Annotated in this window: 14 protein-coding genes; 5 read left to right on the top strand and 9 right to left on the bottom strand. The window is 59.1% G+C overall.

The window, feature by feature from the left end; all coding sequences use genetic code 11:
• Positions 1–16: 16 nt before the first annotated feature.
• Positions 17–1,543 carry a trypsin-like serine peptidase gene (locus F8N43_RS21025; RefSeq protein WP_150654298.1) on the bottom strand — a complete coding sequence of 509 codons (1,527 nt, stop codon included), beginning with the start codon at positions 1,541–1,543 and terminating at the stop codon, positions 17–19.
• A gap of 214 nt (positions 1,544–1,757) precedes the next feature.
• Here F8N43_RS21025 and F8N43_RS21020 point away from each other — a divergent pair, with 214 nt between their 5' ends.
• Entirely contained in the window at positions 1,758–2,513 is a 756-nt protein-coding gene (locus F8N43_RS21020; RefSeq protein WP_150631810.1) for a substrate-binding periplasmic protein, read from the top strand.
• Between the two features lie 3 nt (positions 2,514–2,516).
• Here F8N43_RS21020 and F8N43_RS21015 read toward each other — a convergent pair whose 3' ends face one another.
• From F8N43_RS21015 to gpmI, 5 genes are all read right to left on the bottom strand, one after another.
• Positions 2,517–3,755 carry a trypsin-like serine peptidase gene (locus tag F8N43_RS21015; RefSeq protein ID WP_150654297.1) on the bottom strand — a complete coding sequence of 413 codons (1,239 nt, stop codon included), beginning with the start codon at positions 3,753–3,755 and terminating at the stop codon, positions 2,517–2,519.
• Between the two features lie 104 nt (positions 3,756–3,859).
• Positions 3,860–4,642, bottom strand: a complete 783-nt coding sequence (locus F8N43_RS21010; protein WP_150631808.1) for a divergent polysaccharide deacetylase family protein — start codon at positions 4,640–4,642, stop codon at positions 3,860–3,862.
• A gap of 1 nt (position 4,643) precedes the next feature.
• Complete coding sequence (locus tag F8N43_RS21005) at positions 4,644–5,963, bottom strand: S41 family peptidase (RefSeq protein WP_150631807.1); 1,320 nt, start codon at positions 5,961–5,963, stop codon at positions 4,644–4,646.
• A 34-nt stretch (positions 5,964–5,997) separates the two neighbouring features.
• Complete coding sequence (locus F8N43_RS21000) at positions 5,998–7,290, bottom strand: murein hydrolase activator EnvC family protein (protein WP_150654296.1); 1,293 nt, start codon at positions 7,288–7,290, stop codon at positions 5,998–6,000.
• A gap of 253 nt (positions 7,291–7,543) precedes the next feature.
• Entirely contained in the window at positions 7,544–9,073 is a 1,530-nt protein-coding gene (gene gpmI / locus F8N43_RS20995) for a 2,3-bisphosphoglycerate-independent phosphoglycerate mutase (protein ID WP_150631805.1), read from the bottom strand.
• Between the two features lie 153 nt (positions 9,074–9,226).
• Here gpmI and F8N43_RS20990 point away from each other — a divergent pair, with 153 nt between their 5' ends.
• Genes F8N43_RS20990 through secB form a run of 3 tightly spaced genes read left to right on the top strand, consistent with a single transcriptional unit; the run spans position 9,227 to position 10,429 of the window.
• Positions 9,227–9,640 (top strand): rhodanese-like domain-containing protein, encoded by a 414-nt coding sequence (locus F8N43_RS20990; protein ID WP_150654295.1) that lies wholly within the window; start codon positions 9,227–9,229, stop codon positions 9,638–9,640.
• 1 nt (position 9,641) lies between these two features.
• Positions 9,642–9,896, top strand: coding sequence for a glutaredoxin 3 (gene grxC / locus F8N43_RS20985; protein WP_010464569.1), 255 nt, complete (start codon positions 9,642–9,644; stop codon positions 9,894–9,896).
• A 41-nt stretch (positions 9,897–9,937) separates the two neighbouring features.
• Positions 9,938–10,429 (top strand): protein-export chaperone SecB, encoded by a 492-nt coding sequence (gene secB / locus F8N43_RS20980; protein ID WP_027922165.1) that lies wholly within the window; start codon positions 9,938–9,940, stop codon positions 10,427–10,429.
• A gap of 129 nt (positions 10,430–10,558) precedes the next feature.
• On the opposite strand, the gene F8N43_RS20975 is transcribed toward secB, so the two are convergent.
• Complete coding sequence (locus F8N43_RS20975; protein ID WP_007949025.1) at positions 10,559–11,014, bottom strand: tRNA (cytidine(34)-2'-O)-methyltransferase; 456 nt, start codon at positions 11,012–11,014, stop codon at positions 10,559–10,561.
• On the opposite strand from F8N43_RS20975, the gene F8N43_RS20970 reads away from it, so the two are divergent.
• Positions 11,013–11,453: a hypothetical protein gene (locus tag F8N43_RS20970; protein WP_150631803.1), complete on the top strand. Its 441-nt coding sequence runs from the start codon at positions 11,013–11,015 to the stop codon at positions 11,451–11,453. The genes F8N43_RS20975 and F8N43_RS20970 overlap by 2 nt on opposite strands.
• Before the next feature lie 553 nt (positions 11,454–12,006).
• Here the strand turns inward: F8N43_RS20970 and ntrC are convergent.
• Entirely contained in the window at positions 12,007–13,443 is a 1,437-nt protein-coding gene (ntrC, locus tag F8N43_RS20965) for a nitrogen regulation protein NR(I) (RefSeq protein ID WP_017336064.1), read from the bottom strand.
• Complete coding sequence (glnL, locus tag F8N43_RS20960) at positions 13,440–14,525, bottom strand: nitrogen regulation protein NR(II) (protein WP_150631801.1); 1,086 nt, start codon at positions 14,523–14,525, stop codon at positions 13,440–13,442. The genes ntrC and glnL overlap by 4 nt, the downstream gene beginning before the upstream one ends.
• Positions 14,526–14,687: the final 162 nt, after the last annotated feature.

The raw sequence follows: 14,687 nt of genomic DNA, 5'->3' as shown, positions 1-14,687 counted from the left end.
AACTTCCGGACCGATGTCAGTTGGCAACTTCAGCCTTGAGGGTCGCCGCCTCTTGAGTGCCTGCCGCAGGCAGCAAGTCGACCCTCGGCTCTGACGCCTGCCCCGATTTATCGTAGGCGATGGAGCAGAGCTTCCCCGGAAGGTCGTGGCCTGGAATGAAGAAATCCATGTCCACGTCGTTCCTGTAGTTTTCAGGTTGAACGCAGTCTGTCGTTGCGACGGGACCATATTTTATCGAATAGGTCCTGTGCGGCTCCTCCGCTTTCGCCAGGGCCACATAGACTTCGGTCACGATCGACAGATCTGGCGGGGTGGTTGGCTTGTTATCCAGTATCTCGACTGGCAGGGACAGTGCATTTTTCAGAAGTCCCGATTCGGGTTTTTGCGTCGCAGAATCGACGCCGACAATGCACAGAAAATAGAGACCGGGTTCACGCCCTATTTCGGAATTGATGAAAGCATTTGTTGAGCCCTCGGCATCGCTGTAGTGATGAGGGCTCTCGCACTCCATTGCCTTGCGCACGGTTTTATGACGATAGAAGCCGGTGCTGATAGAGAATCGATAGTTCCAGGTCGGAATGGCAATTGAGCCGTCATCCTGATGTTTGACCCGTTGGTAACTTTCCAGCGTGGTAGCGTCGGTGTCGATGGTGAACGCCGGGAAGAGTTGGCAGGACGACGGCGGGTTTTTTGCGATCCGACCTTCCACGAAGCACCCATTGAGAAATGCCGTCGGATTACCGTATACATTTCCCGGTATTGCCTGATAAGCCTCTCCAGCGAGGGTGCACGGAGCATGCACGCGGCATGGAACAAGGCTTTCATCAAAATTTCCTGTCCCGATCACTCCAACGATCTCATTGGAGGCGCGATCCAGTAGCGGGCTTCCTGAACCGCCTCCCCGAACATCCTGACAACGAGTCATGAACGTGTTGCGCCATACCCAGGCGCCTTCAACGATTTCCTGCGCCGGTTGCAGAGCACAGGCCGACATCCGCAGCGTGTTTTGATCAAAGCCATATGGTGCCCCGACGATCAATACGTCGGTCCCGTCCGCGGGTGTTTCTCGCGCCAGCTTCAATGGCTGTATGCCATTCTCGATGAGCTTCTGCAGGCTGACATCCAGCTCGACGATGGCCATATCAACGCCTTGTATGCTCCGCCATGTCGTCGTCTTAAGCGGATAGGTCTTGAATGCGGTGCTGTCAGTGAAATAGTTGAATGTGAGGGTGCCGTTAACCGGTCTGTCTGTGACGATGTTGCCATTGGTCAATTCGATGCAGTGGCCTGCAGTAAGCACGTAAGCGGGAGTTCCTGGCCGCTCGGGTTCATCGCGTGTATCCAGAAGGGTCGCAGTACAGTTGCCTAAGCCGGTGGTCAGGCGCCCGATACCTTGCCAGTGGTCGCGGGAGCCGTTGGTGTTTTCAAGCACTACTGAAGGCGTCAGGTTCTGCAGGCCTTCGCCGTAATCGCTGCCGTTTGCAAAGCACGGAGTGCACAGTGAGCACATAGCGCTGGTAAGCAGTAAGGGGATCGGATTCATTGAGCGTTGTCTCTGATTAATATGAAGAAACCGGCCCGTCGCCGGGTATTGGCAATTAATCAGATGCGGCGCGGTGGAGTGCGGTAACTATCTAACGCAGTGACGTGACACCCATTATTTTAACGATCTACATAAGGCTGTTATCAAAAGGCCAGTAGACAGTATGGCGGGCTCAAGGCACTCTTGGGCACGCCATGGATTTCGGTAGCCCGACATGATCAAACGCCTTCTTCTTGTCCTTGCCAGCGCTTATCTGTTGCTCATCAATGGAGTGCACGCTGAAGAAAGTCCCGACACCGATCTGGTGTTGCTCACGGAAAATTTCCCACCGTACAACATGGCGAAGAACGGCAAGAACTTCGCTCAGGACGAGAACATCAACGGCATTGCCGTGGACATCGTCCGCGAGATGTTCAAACGCGCCAACATTACCTACAGCCTGACCCTGCGTTTCCCTTGGGAGCGAATCTATAAGCTCGCCCTGGAGAAACCCGGTTACGGCGTATTTGTGATGGCGCGGTTGCCGGACCGCGAGAAGCTGTTCAAGTGGGTTGGCCCGATTGGTCCGGACGACTGGATCATGCTGGCCAAGGCTGACAGCAAGATCACGCTCGAGACGCTGGATCAGGCGCGCAATTACAAGATCGGCGCCTACAAGGGCGATGCGATTGCCGAGACGCTAGCCAAGCAGGGACTGAAGCCGGTCGTTGTGCTGCGCGATCAGGACAACGCAAAAAAACTCGTCAACGGTCAGATCGACCTGTGGGCCACTGGTGACCCGGCAGGCCGCTATCTGGCGCGTCAGGATGGGGTGACAGGACTCAAAACCGTGCTGCGCTTCAATAGTGCCGAGTTGTACCTGGCGTTGAATAAAGACGTTCCGGATGAAACCGTCGCCAAGCTGCAAGCCGCGCTGGATCAGCTACGCAAGGAAGGTGTGGTGGACGACATCATGGCGAAGTATCTGTAGCCATCACTTCGATACAACCTGAGACGGAGCGGCCGGCGTCGCGCTCAAGTACACGGCACTTGTAAACACGTTATTCAGCGTCGCGCTTGTCAGCTGCTGTTCCCTTGAGGCGACGCCGATAATACAGAGCGCATGTGCGCCGCTTTGTGGCCCGATTTCACTATTGATGTAAGCCTCTTCAGCGCTGATGGCGGCGCTGTAATTGTCGGAAGCTTTGCAGTCCCTGGCGTTATGGACCGTTTTGTGGCGATAGAAGGGCGCCTCGAGGGAGAACCTGAAATCCCACGTAGGCAATACGATCTGCCCATCTGCATTTTGCGTTCTATGAACGTATGGCTTGAACTTCCAGGGCTCCGTGACAGTCAGCTCGACCGGCTCCAATGAACAGTTCGCCCCATCTCTGGTGAAGACACCGTCAGTAAAGCAGTAGTGAAGAAAGTTGGCGGAGTAGCTGTAGTTGAAACGGGCGGCCTTGCAAGACGTCGAGTGCTCACAACCGGGCGGCGCTGGGGTATTGCGCGACATCGCGATTTTACTGACGATGCCGGTGACTTCATTGGTGCGGCGGTTCAGCATCGGGCTACCGGAGTTGCCAGCGTAAAGGTCGCAGCTGTTTTTCATGGCTAAAGGGAACACCCCGGGATGATCGATGAATGTTCCGGCGGTTTGTTCAGCGCAGGCGCTCAATCGAAGCCCCTGTTCGGTAAAGCCACCCGGCGCGCCAACGTTAAGCACATCCTGACGCTCGTAGGTTTGATGGGGCGCCAGCTTGAGCGGGTTGACCCCGGCCTGTATCAGCGACGCCAATGTCGCGTCGACCTCCAGTACTGCAAGATCGGTCCCGACCAGACTGCTCCATCGGGCAGTTCGGATGGCGTATCGGCGCTTACGCTGTGGCATGTCATGAAAGTAGTGGAAGGTGACGCTGGCTTCCAAAGGCTGATTGGTCCGCGCCGAACCGTATTGAAAGAGCGCGCAATGACCGCTGGTGAGCAGATAAGCAGGGCCAGTGGCTTGGCGGTGTCTGTTTCGCGTGTCCAGCAGAACGGCGCTGCAGCTCTCGCCCGATTGGAGGCTGAGTCGTCCCACGCCGCTCCAGGTTTCATAAAAATGTTCGCTGTTTTGCAGTGCCCTTGACGGTGAGTCGTTGATAGCGCCTTCGCCAAGATCGCGGGCCTGCACTGCGGAATTAGCCAACAGGCCAATCAGGCCGGCGAAGCAAAAGAAGCTGAGATATTTCATGTCCATTCCTTGGTGATGAAATTCAGGGTGAGCGCTATCGTGGCACGCGGCGGTGTACCGGCAGGTATAAATAGTTATCGCGAAATGGAGTGGGCTGCGAGGAACTACCGTGCGGTCGGGAGACGGTACTGGCCATCCTTGCCGTGCGCTGCCGTTGCACGATTGCCGCGCACACTGATCATCTGTTTGATATCGATCCAGTCAATGCCCTGAGCCTTGAGCTTGGGCAGCTCACGTTCCAGTACCGCCAGAGTCTGCGGATACGGATGCCCGATCATCACTGCAGAACCCTGCTTGCGCGCCAGGCTGATAGCCGTCTGTAGCTGAGTAAAAATTGCGGTTTCAGTGCGCTCATCATCCAGAAACACATCCCGCGATACACTCGCCAAACCGATCTTCTGTGCCTCGGCTGCTGCCACGGTTTGCGCGCTGGTTCGGCTGTCGACGAATAACTTGTGTCGGCGCTGCAAATCCGCCATCAACCAAGCCATGGCGGGTTGCTGTGCGGTCATGCGACTGCCCATGTGGTTGTTGATGCCAGCGGTATATGGCACCACCTTGAACGCCGTGTTCAGGCGCTTTTCGAGTTCTTCGATGGGTAACTCGGGGTGCCAGGCGAACGGCCCCGTGGCCGGGTCCATCGGCATGTGCAGGATAACGATCTTGCCGGCGCGATGGGCTTCGCGAGCGAATTCGGTGGCGTGGGGTGTGTCAGGCATGATCGCCGTGGTCACCGGGCCGGGCAGGGCCAGCACGCGGCGATCCCGGGGCAGGTTCTGCCCCAGGTCATCGATGATCAGGCTGATGTAGGCTTTTTGCGGGGCGGGCGCCGCGTGAGCAACACCCGCCAGACAGCACAGCAGACCGAGAACTAACCGCAGGCGCATCTCAGCGGCCGGAGGTGATGCTCAACCCTTTGAGCAGGCTCAAGGCCTGGGCCAACTGGTAATCATCATCCTGTGGCATTGCCTTGGCCTTGCCGGCGGAACCGGTCGGTTTGTCGGCGCCGCCGTTGCCATTGCCCAGGTGGCCTTGCAGATCGGCTTCCTTGAAGTACTCGCCGTCCTGCTCGCTGGTGATCTTGGCCTTGCGTACTTCGATGTCCGGGACGATGCCCTGAGCCTGGATCGAGCGGCCGTTCGGCGTGTAATACAGCGCCGTGGTGATCTTCAGCGCGCGGTCGTTGTTCAGCGGCAGCACGGTTTGTACCGAACCTTTACCGAAACTGGTGGTGCCCATGACCACCGCGCGTTTCTGATCCTGCAAGGCGCCGGCAACAATTTCCGAGGCCGAGGCACTGCCGCCATTGATCAGCGCAACCATTGGCACGGCTTCGCTTTCGTCTTTGCCGGTGGCGGAGAAGCGCAACTCGGAATTGGCGATGCGGCCCTTGGTGTAGACAATCAGGCCTTTGGTGATGAAGTGGTCGACCACTTCCACTGCCGCCTGCAGCACGCCGCCCGGGTTGTTACGCAGGTCGAGGATGATGCCTTTGAGCTTCTTGCCGTTGTCCTTGCGCAACTTGGCCAGGGCCTTGGAGACTTCGTCGCCGGTCTTGACCTGGAACTGGGTGATACGGATGTAGCCGTAGCCGGACTCCAGCAGTTGGCTCTTCACGCTCTTCACCTGAATGATGGCGCGGGCCAGGGTCACGTCGAACGGCGTGCCGCCGTCGCGAACCAGGGTCAGGGTGATTTTCTGGCCGATCTTGCCGCGCATCTTGTCCACGGCTTCGGTCATGGTCTGGCCGCGGGTCGGCGCACCGTTGATTTTGACGATGAAGTCGCCGGCCTGAATGCCAGCCTTGGACGCCGGGGTGTCATCGATAGGCGAAACCACCTTGATGAACCCGTCTTCGGCGCCGACTTCGATGCCCAGGCCGCCGAATTCGCCGCTGGTGCTTTCCTGCAATTCAGCGAAGTCTTCCGGGCCCAGGTAGGCGGAGTGCGGGTCGAGGTTGCTGAGCATGCCTTTGATGGCGTTTTCCAGCAGGGTCTTGTCGTCCACCGGTTCGACATAGGCTGCCTTGATCCGGTCCATGACCTCGGCAAAGGTGCGCAACTCTTCCAGCGGCAACGGCGCCTTGGTGGTTGCCGCAGTGCCCGCAGGCGCGACCGCCGGAGCCGGTTGAGCAGCGAACGCCAGAGGCGCGCCGATCACCAGGGCGATCGTCAGGGCCAGCGAGGTAAGACGGGACAAATGCAGCATGTCGAACGAACTCCTAATGTAGGTGACTCAACGCCTATCCTTGCGCGCGGCACCATTGCGCCGGATCACTCGGGTGACCCTGCTGACGAATTGCGAAATACAGTGCTGGTGTGTCCTGCCCGCCACTGTTGCCGACAGTGGAGATGGACTCACCGGCTTTCACCACGTCACCCGCAGACTTGAGCAACGTCTGGTTGTGACCATAAAGACTCAAAAAACCGTTGCCATGGTCGAGGATCACCAGCAGACCGGCACCGCGCAACCAATCGGCAAACACCACGCGCCCGCCGTGCACCGCATGCACCTGGCTGCCGGCGGAGGCGCTGATCATCACGCCGTCCCACTTGGTGCGGGCGTCGTCGCCACGGGTTTCACCAAAGCGTGCCAGCAGTCGACCATCAACCGGCCATGGAAGTTTGCCGCGAGTTGAAGCAAAAGGGCCGCCGAAGGTCTCGCCTGAACTGGATACCAGTGCGCCGGGTGTCGATTTGATGGGTTTGCGTGGGGCGTCGGTGGCATCTGCTTGAGCCTCGGCCTCACGTAAACGCTTTTTTTCGGCTTCCTGCTGGGCAATCAGCGCTTTTTGCCGCGCTTCTTCTGCCTCTCGAGCCTGGCGAGCCAGGGTTTCTTCGATGGTTTTAAGGACTTTAGACAGGTCTGCCTGATCCTGCTCGCGGGCGGCCAGCTTCTGGTCGCGCGCCTTTACGTCGTCGCTGAGTTTGGCGAGGACTTGCTGGCGCTCCTGACGGACTTTGTCGAGTTCGTCGCGCTGGCTGTCGAGACTGCTCTTTTGCACCAGCAATTGCGCTTGCTGCAGGGCGATGTCTTTTTCGACATTGGCCAGTTGGCGCAGGGTTTCGTTGAAACTCTTCAACTGCTCAAGGCGGGCCTGGCTCAGGTAATCGTAATAGGTGAGGGTGCGGGCGAATTTTTCCGGGTTTTGCTGGTTGAGCAGCAGCTTCAAATACTCCTGGCGGCCGTTCTGATAGGCCGCGCGGGCCTGAATGGCGATCAGTCGTTGCTGTTCAGTGCGCGCGCTCTGGAGTTTTTTTTTCTCACCATCGAGACGCTGCAGCTCGGATTCGCTTTTCTTCAGCTCTTTTTGCAGGGCTTCGACCTGCTTCTCGAGCTTGCCCATCTCGGTCTCGGTGCCCTTGAGGTCTTTCTGCACGCCGGATTTTTCTTCCTGGAGCTTGCCCAGCAGTTTTTTCAGCTCGGCGATGTCCTGACGCGTGGCGTCCAACTGTTGTTGGGTTTGCGCGCGCTCGTCAGCAAAGGCCGGTTGGAGCAGGCAAGTCAGGGCAAGGGCTATCAGGACGCGAAGCATAGAGGCGGGTGATACCAGGGAAAGGGACGGCCTAGTATGCCCGCCCCACGCTGCAAAAAAAACGCCCAATTGGGGCTGTGTGATAACCGGCCTGGGATACGGGTGTAATTAATCTTTGAAACCACCACAAACCACTGTGGGAGCGGGCTTGCCCGCGATGGCGTCCTGACATTCAACATAGAAGTTGGCTGTCAGATTGCTATCGCGGGCAAGCCCGCTCCCACAGGGTTATTCGGGGGTTTGCGGGGTTCGGTTACACCAGAATGGAAGTACCGGTCATTTCCGCCGGTTTTTCCAGGCCCAGCAGCTTCAACATGGTCGGCGCCACATCCGCCAGCACGCCGCCATCGCGAACCTTGAAATCACGCTTGCCGACATAAATGAACGGCACCGGTTCGGTGGTGTGAGCGGTATGCGCCTGGCCGGTGGAGGCGTCGGCCATTTGCTCGACGTTGCCGTGGTCGGCGGTGATCAGCGCTTCGCCACCGACTTTTTCCAGAGCATCGACGATGCGGCCGACGCACAGGTCCAGGCATTCCACGGCTTTCACCGCTGCTTCAAACACGCCGCTGTGGCCGACCATGTCGCCGTTGGCGTAGTTGACCACGATCACGTCGTAACGCTGGTTTTCGATGGCATCGACGATGCGGTCGGTGACTTCCGGCGCGCTCATTTCCGGCTGCAAGTCATAAGTGGCGACTTTCGGCGACGGGATCAGGATGCGCTCTTCGCCCGGGAACGGTTCTTCGCGACCGCCGGAGAAGAAGAAGGTCACGTGCGCATATTTCTCGGTTTCGGCGATGCGCAGTTGGGTCTTGCCGTTTTTCGCCAGGTAGTCGCCGAGCACGTTGTCCAGGCTGCCGGCGGCGAAGGCCGAGGGGGCTGGGATGCTGGCGGCGTATTGGGTCAGCATGACGAAGCCGGCCAGTTTTGGCTGACGAGCACGCTCGAAATCCTTGAAATCGTCTTCGACGAAGACCCGGGTCAGTTCGCGGGCGCGGTCGGCGCGGAAGTTCATGAACACCACGGCGTCGCCGTCTTCGACTTTCACCGGCTCACCGATGGAGGTGGCTTTGACGAATTCGTCGCTCTCGCCACGTTCGTACGCGGCTTGCAGGCCTTCCTGAGCGGTGGCGGCGTTGAATTCGCCGTTGCCATCGACAATCAGGTTGTAAGCCTGGGCTACGCGGTCCCAGCGGTTGTCGCGGTCCATGGCGAAGTAACGGCCAATAATGCTGGCGATCCGGCCTTTGCCGAGGGCCTGGAAGGTCGCGTCGAGCAGTTCGATGGACGACTGGGCGCTTTTCGGCGGCGTATCACGGCCGTCGAGGAAGGCGTGCAGGTAGATTTTTTCGGCACCGCGCTTGTAGGCCAGTTCAGCCATGGCGACCAGGTGATCCTGGTGGCTGTGAACCCCGCCATCGGACAGCAGGCCCATGAAATGCACGGCTTTACCGGCGGCAACGGCTTTATCCACCGCAGCGCAAATGGTCGGGTTCTCGAAAAACTCGCCGTCGCGGATCGATTTGGTCACGCGCGTAAAGTCCTGATACACAACACGGCCGGCGCCCAGGTTCATGTGGCCGACTTCGGAGTTGCCCATCTGGCCATCCGGCAGACCGACGTCCATGCCGCTGCCCGAGATCAGACCGTTCGGCACCGTGGCCCACAGGCGGTCCAGTACGGGCTTCTTCGCCGCATAGATGGCGTTGGATTCAGGGCTCTCACTGTGACCGAAGCCGTCGAGGATGATCAGGACCAAAGGTTTAGGCGTGGTAGTCATGGATTCCACTCGTGGCTGAGTTAAAAGAGGGCAATGGAAAAGGGAGTGGCAGTTTAAAGCGAAGTTCCGACGGCGTCACCGCCGGACGGGGTTTGGCCCACCATAGTGGCTGTGTATACTGGCCGACATTTTAACGCCCTGGAACCTCCTTCGATGGTTGCTAACCTGATTCAATTCGCCACTAACCACTATCTGCTCGTCGGTATCTTCGTCGTACTGCTGGCGTTGCTGATCGCCTATCAGATGCAAGGCGGCGGCCGCAGCCTGAGCACCGGTGAACTGACCGGGCTGGTCAACAAGGACGCGGGCGTTGTGATCGACATTCGTCCGGTCAAGGATTTCACCGCCGGTCACATTGTTGGCGCGTTGAACATTCCTCACGACAAACTGGCGGCTCGCGTCGCCGAACTGGAAAAGCACAAGGCCAAGACCATCATCCTGGTCGACGCCATGGGCCAGACCGCTGGCACTCACGCTCGCGAACTGATGAAATCCGGCTTCACCGCCGCCAAGCTGTCCGGCGGTATTTCCAGCTGGAAAGGCGACAACCTGCCGCTGGTGAAGTGATATGAGCAACGTCGTCGTCTATTCCAGCGATTACTGCCCTTATTGCTCGCGAGCCAAGTACCTGCTCGAGAACAAAGGCGTGGCCTTCGAAGAGATCAAGGTCGATGGCAAGCCGCAGGTGCGCGCCGCCATGGCCCAGAAGGCCGGACGTACGTCCGTGCCGCAGATCTGGATCGGCGAGCGCCATATTGGTGGCTGTGATGATTTGTTTGCCCTTGAGCGCGCCGGCAAGCTCGACGCCATGCTCAAGGCCTGAATGCCTTCCCTATAAGACCCCAAGATCAGAAAGGATCTGAGATGACTGACCAACAGAACACTGCAGCCAGCGAAGAAGAAACCGCACCGCAATTCTCCTTGCAGCGCATCTACGTACGTGACTTGTCTTTCGAAGCTCCGAAAAGCCCGGCGATCTTCCGCCAGCAGTGGGAGCCGAGCGTCGGTCTGGATCTGAACACCCGTCAAAAGGCGCTGGAAGGCGACTTCCACGAAGTCGTGCTGACCCTGTCCGTGACCGTGAAAAACGGTGAGAACGGCGAAGTGGCGTTCATCGCTGAAGTGCAACAGGCCGGGATCTTCCTGATCAAGAACCTGGACGACGCTTCGATGAGCCACACCCTCGGCGCGTTCTGCCCGAACATCCTGTTCCCGTACGCTCGTGAAACCCTGGACAGCCTGGTGACTCGCGGTTCGTTCCCGGCCCTGATGCTGGCCCCGGTGAACTTCGACGCACTGTACGCACAAGAACTGCAACGCATGCAGGCGGCTGGCGAGACTCCGACCGTTCAATAAGCGATTTAAGCACCAAAGCAATTTCAATGTGGGAGCGAGCCTGCTCGCGAATAGGGAGTGTCAGAGACATCAATGTCGCCTGACAAACCGCTTTCGCGAGCAGGCTCGCTCCCACATTGGTTTGTGGCGTTATTTGAAACCGAGCTGGCGCCAGCCTTCGTACACGGCAACCGCCACGGTGTTCGACAGGTTCAGGCTGCGACAGCCTTCGCGCATCGGCAAACGCAGACGTTGTTCGCCGGGCAGGGCATCCAGCACTTCGGCGGGCAAGCCCCGGCTTTCAGGGCCGAACAGGAAGGCATCACCCTCGGCGAAGCTCGCGTCGTGGAAAGGCCGCGAACCCTTGGTGGTGAACGCGAACAATCGTGGATGGCCAAGGCTCTCCAGACAGCTGGCGAGGTCTGCATGGCGTTGCAGGGTGGCATACTCGTGATAGTCGAGGCCGGCCCGGCGCAGGCGCTTGTCGTCCATCTCGAAGCCCAGCGGTTCGATCAAATGCAGGTGGCAGCCACTGTTGGCGCACAGCCTGATAACGTTGCCGGTATTCGGCGGAATTTCTGGTTGAAAAAGGATGACGTGAAACATGCACGGCTCCGAAGGTAAAGATGACGGGCATTCTACGCCGCAAGCGGATGTCCGATCGAAACTATTCCCCCGCGTGATGGCTTCGCTGGCGATTGTCGGGGTGATGGTGGGGCTGATGATCGGTCGCCTGACCACGCCCGACCCCAGCGAACTGCAGCAAGTCGACGTGACGAACGATGGGCTGGTGGTGTGGTTCAACAACGAACCCAAGTCCCACGGCGAGTTCGTCGACGGTAGCCTGGCATTGCTGTTCGAGGCTGAAGGCAAAGCACAGAAAGGCCAGCTCAAGCTCAACGACAAGAGCGTGAACTGGCGCGTGCGTTTGAGTGATGGGGGATTGTTGCTGTCGGTGGTGGCGGCCCGGCCACTGCAAGGCGAGTGGGCCGGTAGCGAGGTCGATGACCGCTGGCGGCTGGAGATCCATCTCCGAGAGCAATAAAAGAGGGAATCCCCGGCCTGCCTGTACCAAGGTTCCCAAAACGGCAGGGCTCGCGCGTTGCGTCGTGAGCCCGGTGTAAAGAAGGAACCCCTGACCTGCCTGTATCAAGGGCCCCAAAACTGTTTGGGCTCGTCGCAAGTGCGGTGTGAGCCCGATGTAAAGAGGGGAATCCCCGGCCTGCCTGTACCAAGGTCCCCGAAACCGGGTAGTGAACTGAATCACTGAATGGACTATTGCAGGGGGCGTGCCAGGTTTTAACAAGTTGAAACAGAAAGCCGCTTCGAAACGCTGAAAGCCCCGGATTACGGGGCTTTCGTGTTTTTTCGATAAGGCTTGGATTGCGAGCGCAGGCAGGATTTCGGATCAGTTGGCGTGCGCGATTGCGGTTCACGGTGCATTCAGGCGGTGCACGGCAGTCCCCAAAAGCATCGCGGGCAAGCCCGCTCCCACAGGGTTCAATGGTGTTCACGCAATCGTGAACACACTGAAGATCACTGTGGGAGCGAGGCTTGCCCGCGAATGGATTTAAGCAACGATGGAAATTGAAGGCTGATTAACCCTCTTCCCCTTCATCATCATCCCCACCATCCACCTTCATCCCCAATTCCTTGATCTTGCGCGTCAGGGTATTACGCCCCCAACCCAGCAAAACCGCGGCATCGCGGCGGCGGCCAGCCGTATGTTTGAGCGCAGTCTCGATCATGATCCGCTCAAACGCCGGCACTGCGGTGTCGAGCAGGCTCGACTGACCGCGCGCCAACGCCTGGTCGGCCCACTGGCGCAGCGCTTGCTCCCAATTGGTCACCGGCGCCGAATCCTGCGGCAGGCTCAGCAGCTCCGGCGGCAGGTCGCTGATGTGCACTTCGCGACCCGAAGCCATCACCGTGATCCAGCGGCAGGTGTTTTCCAGCTGACGGACGTTACCGCCCCACGGCAGGTTCTTCAGGTATTCCTCGGTTTCGCTTTTCAACAGCTTCGGCTCGACCGCCAGTTCTTGCGCGGCACGGCTGAGAAAGTGCTTGGCGAGGGTCGGGATGTCTTCGCGACGGTCCGACAACCGTGGAATATGAATGCGGATCACGTTGAGACGGTGGAACAAGTCCTCACGGAATTTCCCGGCGTGCACCAGGGTTTCCAGGTTCTGGTGAGTCGCCGCGATGATCCGCACGTCGACTTTGACCGGCACGTGGCCGCCGACGCGGTAGAACTCGCCGTCGGCCAGTACGCGCAGCAAACGGGTCTGCGTGTCCGCCGGCATGTCGCCGATCTCATCAAGGAACAGCGTGCCGCCATCCGCCTGTTCGAAACGTCCGCGACGCAGGTTGGCCGCGCCGGTGAACGCGCCTTTTTCATGGCCGAACAGCTCGGATTCCATCAGGTCTTTCGGGATGGCCGCCATGTTCAGCGCAATGAACGGCGAAGCAGCCCGTGGGCTGTGGCGGTGCAGGGCGTGGGCCACCAGTTCTTTACCCGTACCCGATTCACCGTTGATCAACACGGTAATGTTGGAGTGGCTCAAGCGCCCGATGGCGCGAAACACTTCCTGCATCGCCGGCGCTTCCCCGATGATTTCGGGTGTGCGGGTCAGGGCGACCGGGACTTCCAGGCCTTGCTGTTCCTGGGCGTGCTGGTTGGCGCGCTTGACCAGGGACACCGCTTCGTCGACATCGAACGGCTTGGGCAGGTATTCGAACGCGCCGCCCTGGTAAGACGCGACAGCGCTGTCCAGATCGGAGTGCGCGGTCATGATGATCACTGGCAGCCGTGGGTGTTGCTCGCGAATCCGCGCCAGAAGGTCCAGACCGCTGGCACCCGGCATGCGAATGTCGGAGATGATCACGTCCGGCTGCTGGCGCGCCAGGCGGCTCATCACGCCATCGGCGCTGTCGAAGCTCTGCGTGGTCATGCCTTCCTGCTGCAAGGCTTTTTCCAGGACCCAACGGATAGAACGGTCGTCATCGACGATCCACACGGTTTCACTACGGCTCATGTCGATGTGGCTCCTTGTTCCAGTGGCAGAAAGATCGAGAAGGTGGTGTGGCCTGGATGGCTTTCACATTCGATCAGGCCCTGGTGCTGGCTGATGATGTTCTGGGTAATGGCCAGGCCGAGTCCGGTACCGTCCGGGCGCCCGCTGACCATGGGAAAGAAGATGGTTTCCTGAAGTTCCGCAGGAATGCCGGGACCGTTGTCGATGATTTCGATCTTGGTCACCAGGCGATGGCGCACGTGGCCGATGGTGAACTGGCGCATGGCACGGGTGCGCATAGTGATGCGGCCCAGGCGCAGTTCGTTCTGGCTGCTGATGGCCTGCATCGCGTTACGCACGATGTTCAGGACCGCCTGAATCATCTGTTCACGGTCGATCAATACGTCGGGAATGCTTGGATCGTAATCGCGCACCAATGTGATGCAGCCCTGGCTTTCGGCCTCGACCAAGTGGCAGACGCGTTCCAGCACTTCGTGGACGTTGCACATGGCCAGCGACGGCAACTTGTTGGAGCCGAGCATGCGATCGACGAGATTTCGCAGGCGGTCGGCTTCTTCGATGATGACGTTGGTGTAATCGCGCAGACTTTCTTCCGGCAGTTCGCGGGCAAGCAACTGGGCCGCGCCGCGAATCCCGCCCAGCGGGTTCTTGATCTCGTGGGCGAGGCCGCGCACCAGCATCTTGCTGGTTTCCTGCTTCGACAGTTGCGCCTCTTCCTTTGTGATTCGCAGCAAGCGGTCGCGCGGATGGACTTCCAGCAGCAGCATGGTGGCGCCGTTGGCCAGGATCGGGGTTACCGCGTAGTCGACGGTCAGCGTCTGGCCGGTGAGGGCCGTCAGCATCGCTTCGCGTTTGGTGAACGGATGCGCCTGTTCGACCGCCTGGCGCAGGGAGTTCAGTGCTTCGGTGGACTCGGTGAACAACTCACTGATGAACTGGCCATGGCTGCGCTGGCCGCTGATGGCCAGAAGCATCTCTGCCGCCGGGTTCATGTACTCGAGGCGCAGTTCGGCGTCGAGCAGAATGGTGGCGGTGGTCAGGTTGTCGAGCAGCAATCGATGCAGTGCGTCGCTAATGGTCATCAGGACCTCTTTTGGAGCAGGGCGTGCGCGTGAATAACGCGCCGATACCAGGAAAATGCAAAAACCAAACCAAGGCTCCGAAAAGAAGCGTTAAAGGCCTGAAACGGGCGTTTGACGCGCGCTTGCGTGGCGTTCTGCCAGCTTTCGCGGGTACTTTCGAAC

The organism is Pseudomonas fluorescens, assembly GCF_902498065.1.
Taxonomy (GTDB): domain Bacteria; phylum Pseudomonadota; class Gammaproteobacteria; order Pseudomonadales; family Pseudomonadaceae; genus Aquipseudomonas; species Aquipseudomonas fluorescens_BJ.
This window is presented reverse-complemented; position numbering and strand designations above follow the sequence as displayed.

Excerpts from the sequence above, each read along its gene's own strand:
- F8N43_RS21025 (WP_150654298.1), bottom strand. The coding sequence starts at position 1,543 with ATGAATCCGATCCCCTTACTGCTTACCAGCGCTATGTGCTCACTGTGC.
- F8N43_RS21020 (WP_150631810.1), top strand. The coding sequence starts at position 1,758 with ATGATCAAACGCCTTCTTCTTGTCCTTGCCAGCGCTTATCTGTTGCTC.
- F8N43_RS21015 (WP_150654297.1), bottom strand. The coding sequence starts at position 3,755 with ATGAAATATCTCAGCTTCTTTTGCTTCGCCGGCCTGATTGGCCTGTTG.
- F8N43_RS21010 (WP_150631808.1), bottom strand. The coding sequence starts at position 4,642 with ATGCGCCTGCGGTTAGTTCTCGGTCTGCTGTGCTGTCTGGCGGGTGTT.
- F8N43_RS21005 (WP_150631807.1), bottom strand. The coding sequence starts at position 5,963 with ATGCTGCATTTGTCCCGTCTTACCTCGCTGGCCCTGACGATCGCCCTG.
- F8N43_RS21000 (WP_150654296.1), bottom strand. The coding sequence starts at position 7,290 with ATGCTTCGCGTCCTGATAGCCCTTGCCCTGACTTGCCTGCTCCAACCG.
- gpmI (WP_150631805.1), bottom strand. The coding sequence starts at position 9,073 with ATGACTACCACGCCTAAACCTTTGGTCCTGATCATCCTCGACGGCTTC.
- F8N43_RS20990 (WP_150654295.1), top strand. The coding sequence starts at position 9,227 with ATGGTTGCTAACCTGATTCAATTCGCCACTAACCACTATCTGCTCGTC.
- grxC (WP_010464569.1), top strand. The coding sequence starts at position 9,642 with ATGAGCAACGTCGTCGTCTATTCCAGCGATTACTGCCCTTATTGCTCG.
- secB (WP_027922165.1), top strand. The coding sequence starts at position 9,938 with ATGACTGACCAACAGAACACTGCAGCCAGCGAAGAAGAAACCGCACCG.
- F8N43_RS20970 (WP_150631803.1), top strand. The coding sequence starts at position 11,013 with ATGCACGGCTCCGAAGGTAAAGATGACGGGCATTCTACGCCGCAAGCG.
- F8N43_RS20975 (WP_007949025.1), bottom strand. The coding sequence starts at position 11,014 with ATGTTTCACGTCATCCTTTTTCAACCAGAAATTCCGCCGAATACCGGC.
- ntrC (WP_017336064.1), bottom strand. The coding sequence starts at position 13,443 with ATGAGCCGTAGTGAAACCGTGTGGATCGTCGATGACGACCGTTCTATC.
- glnL (WP_150631801.1), bottom strand. The coding sequence starts at position 14,525 with ATGACCATTAGCGACGCACTGCATCGATTGCTGCTCGACAACCTGACC.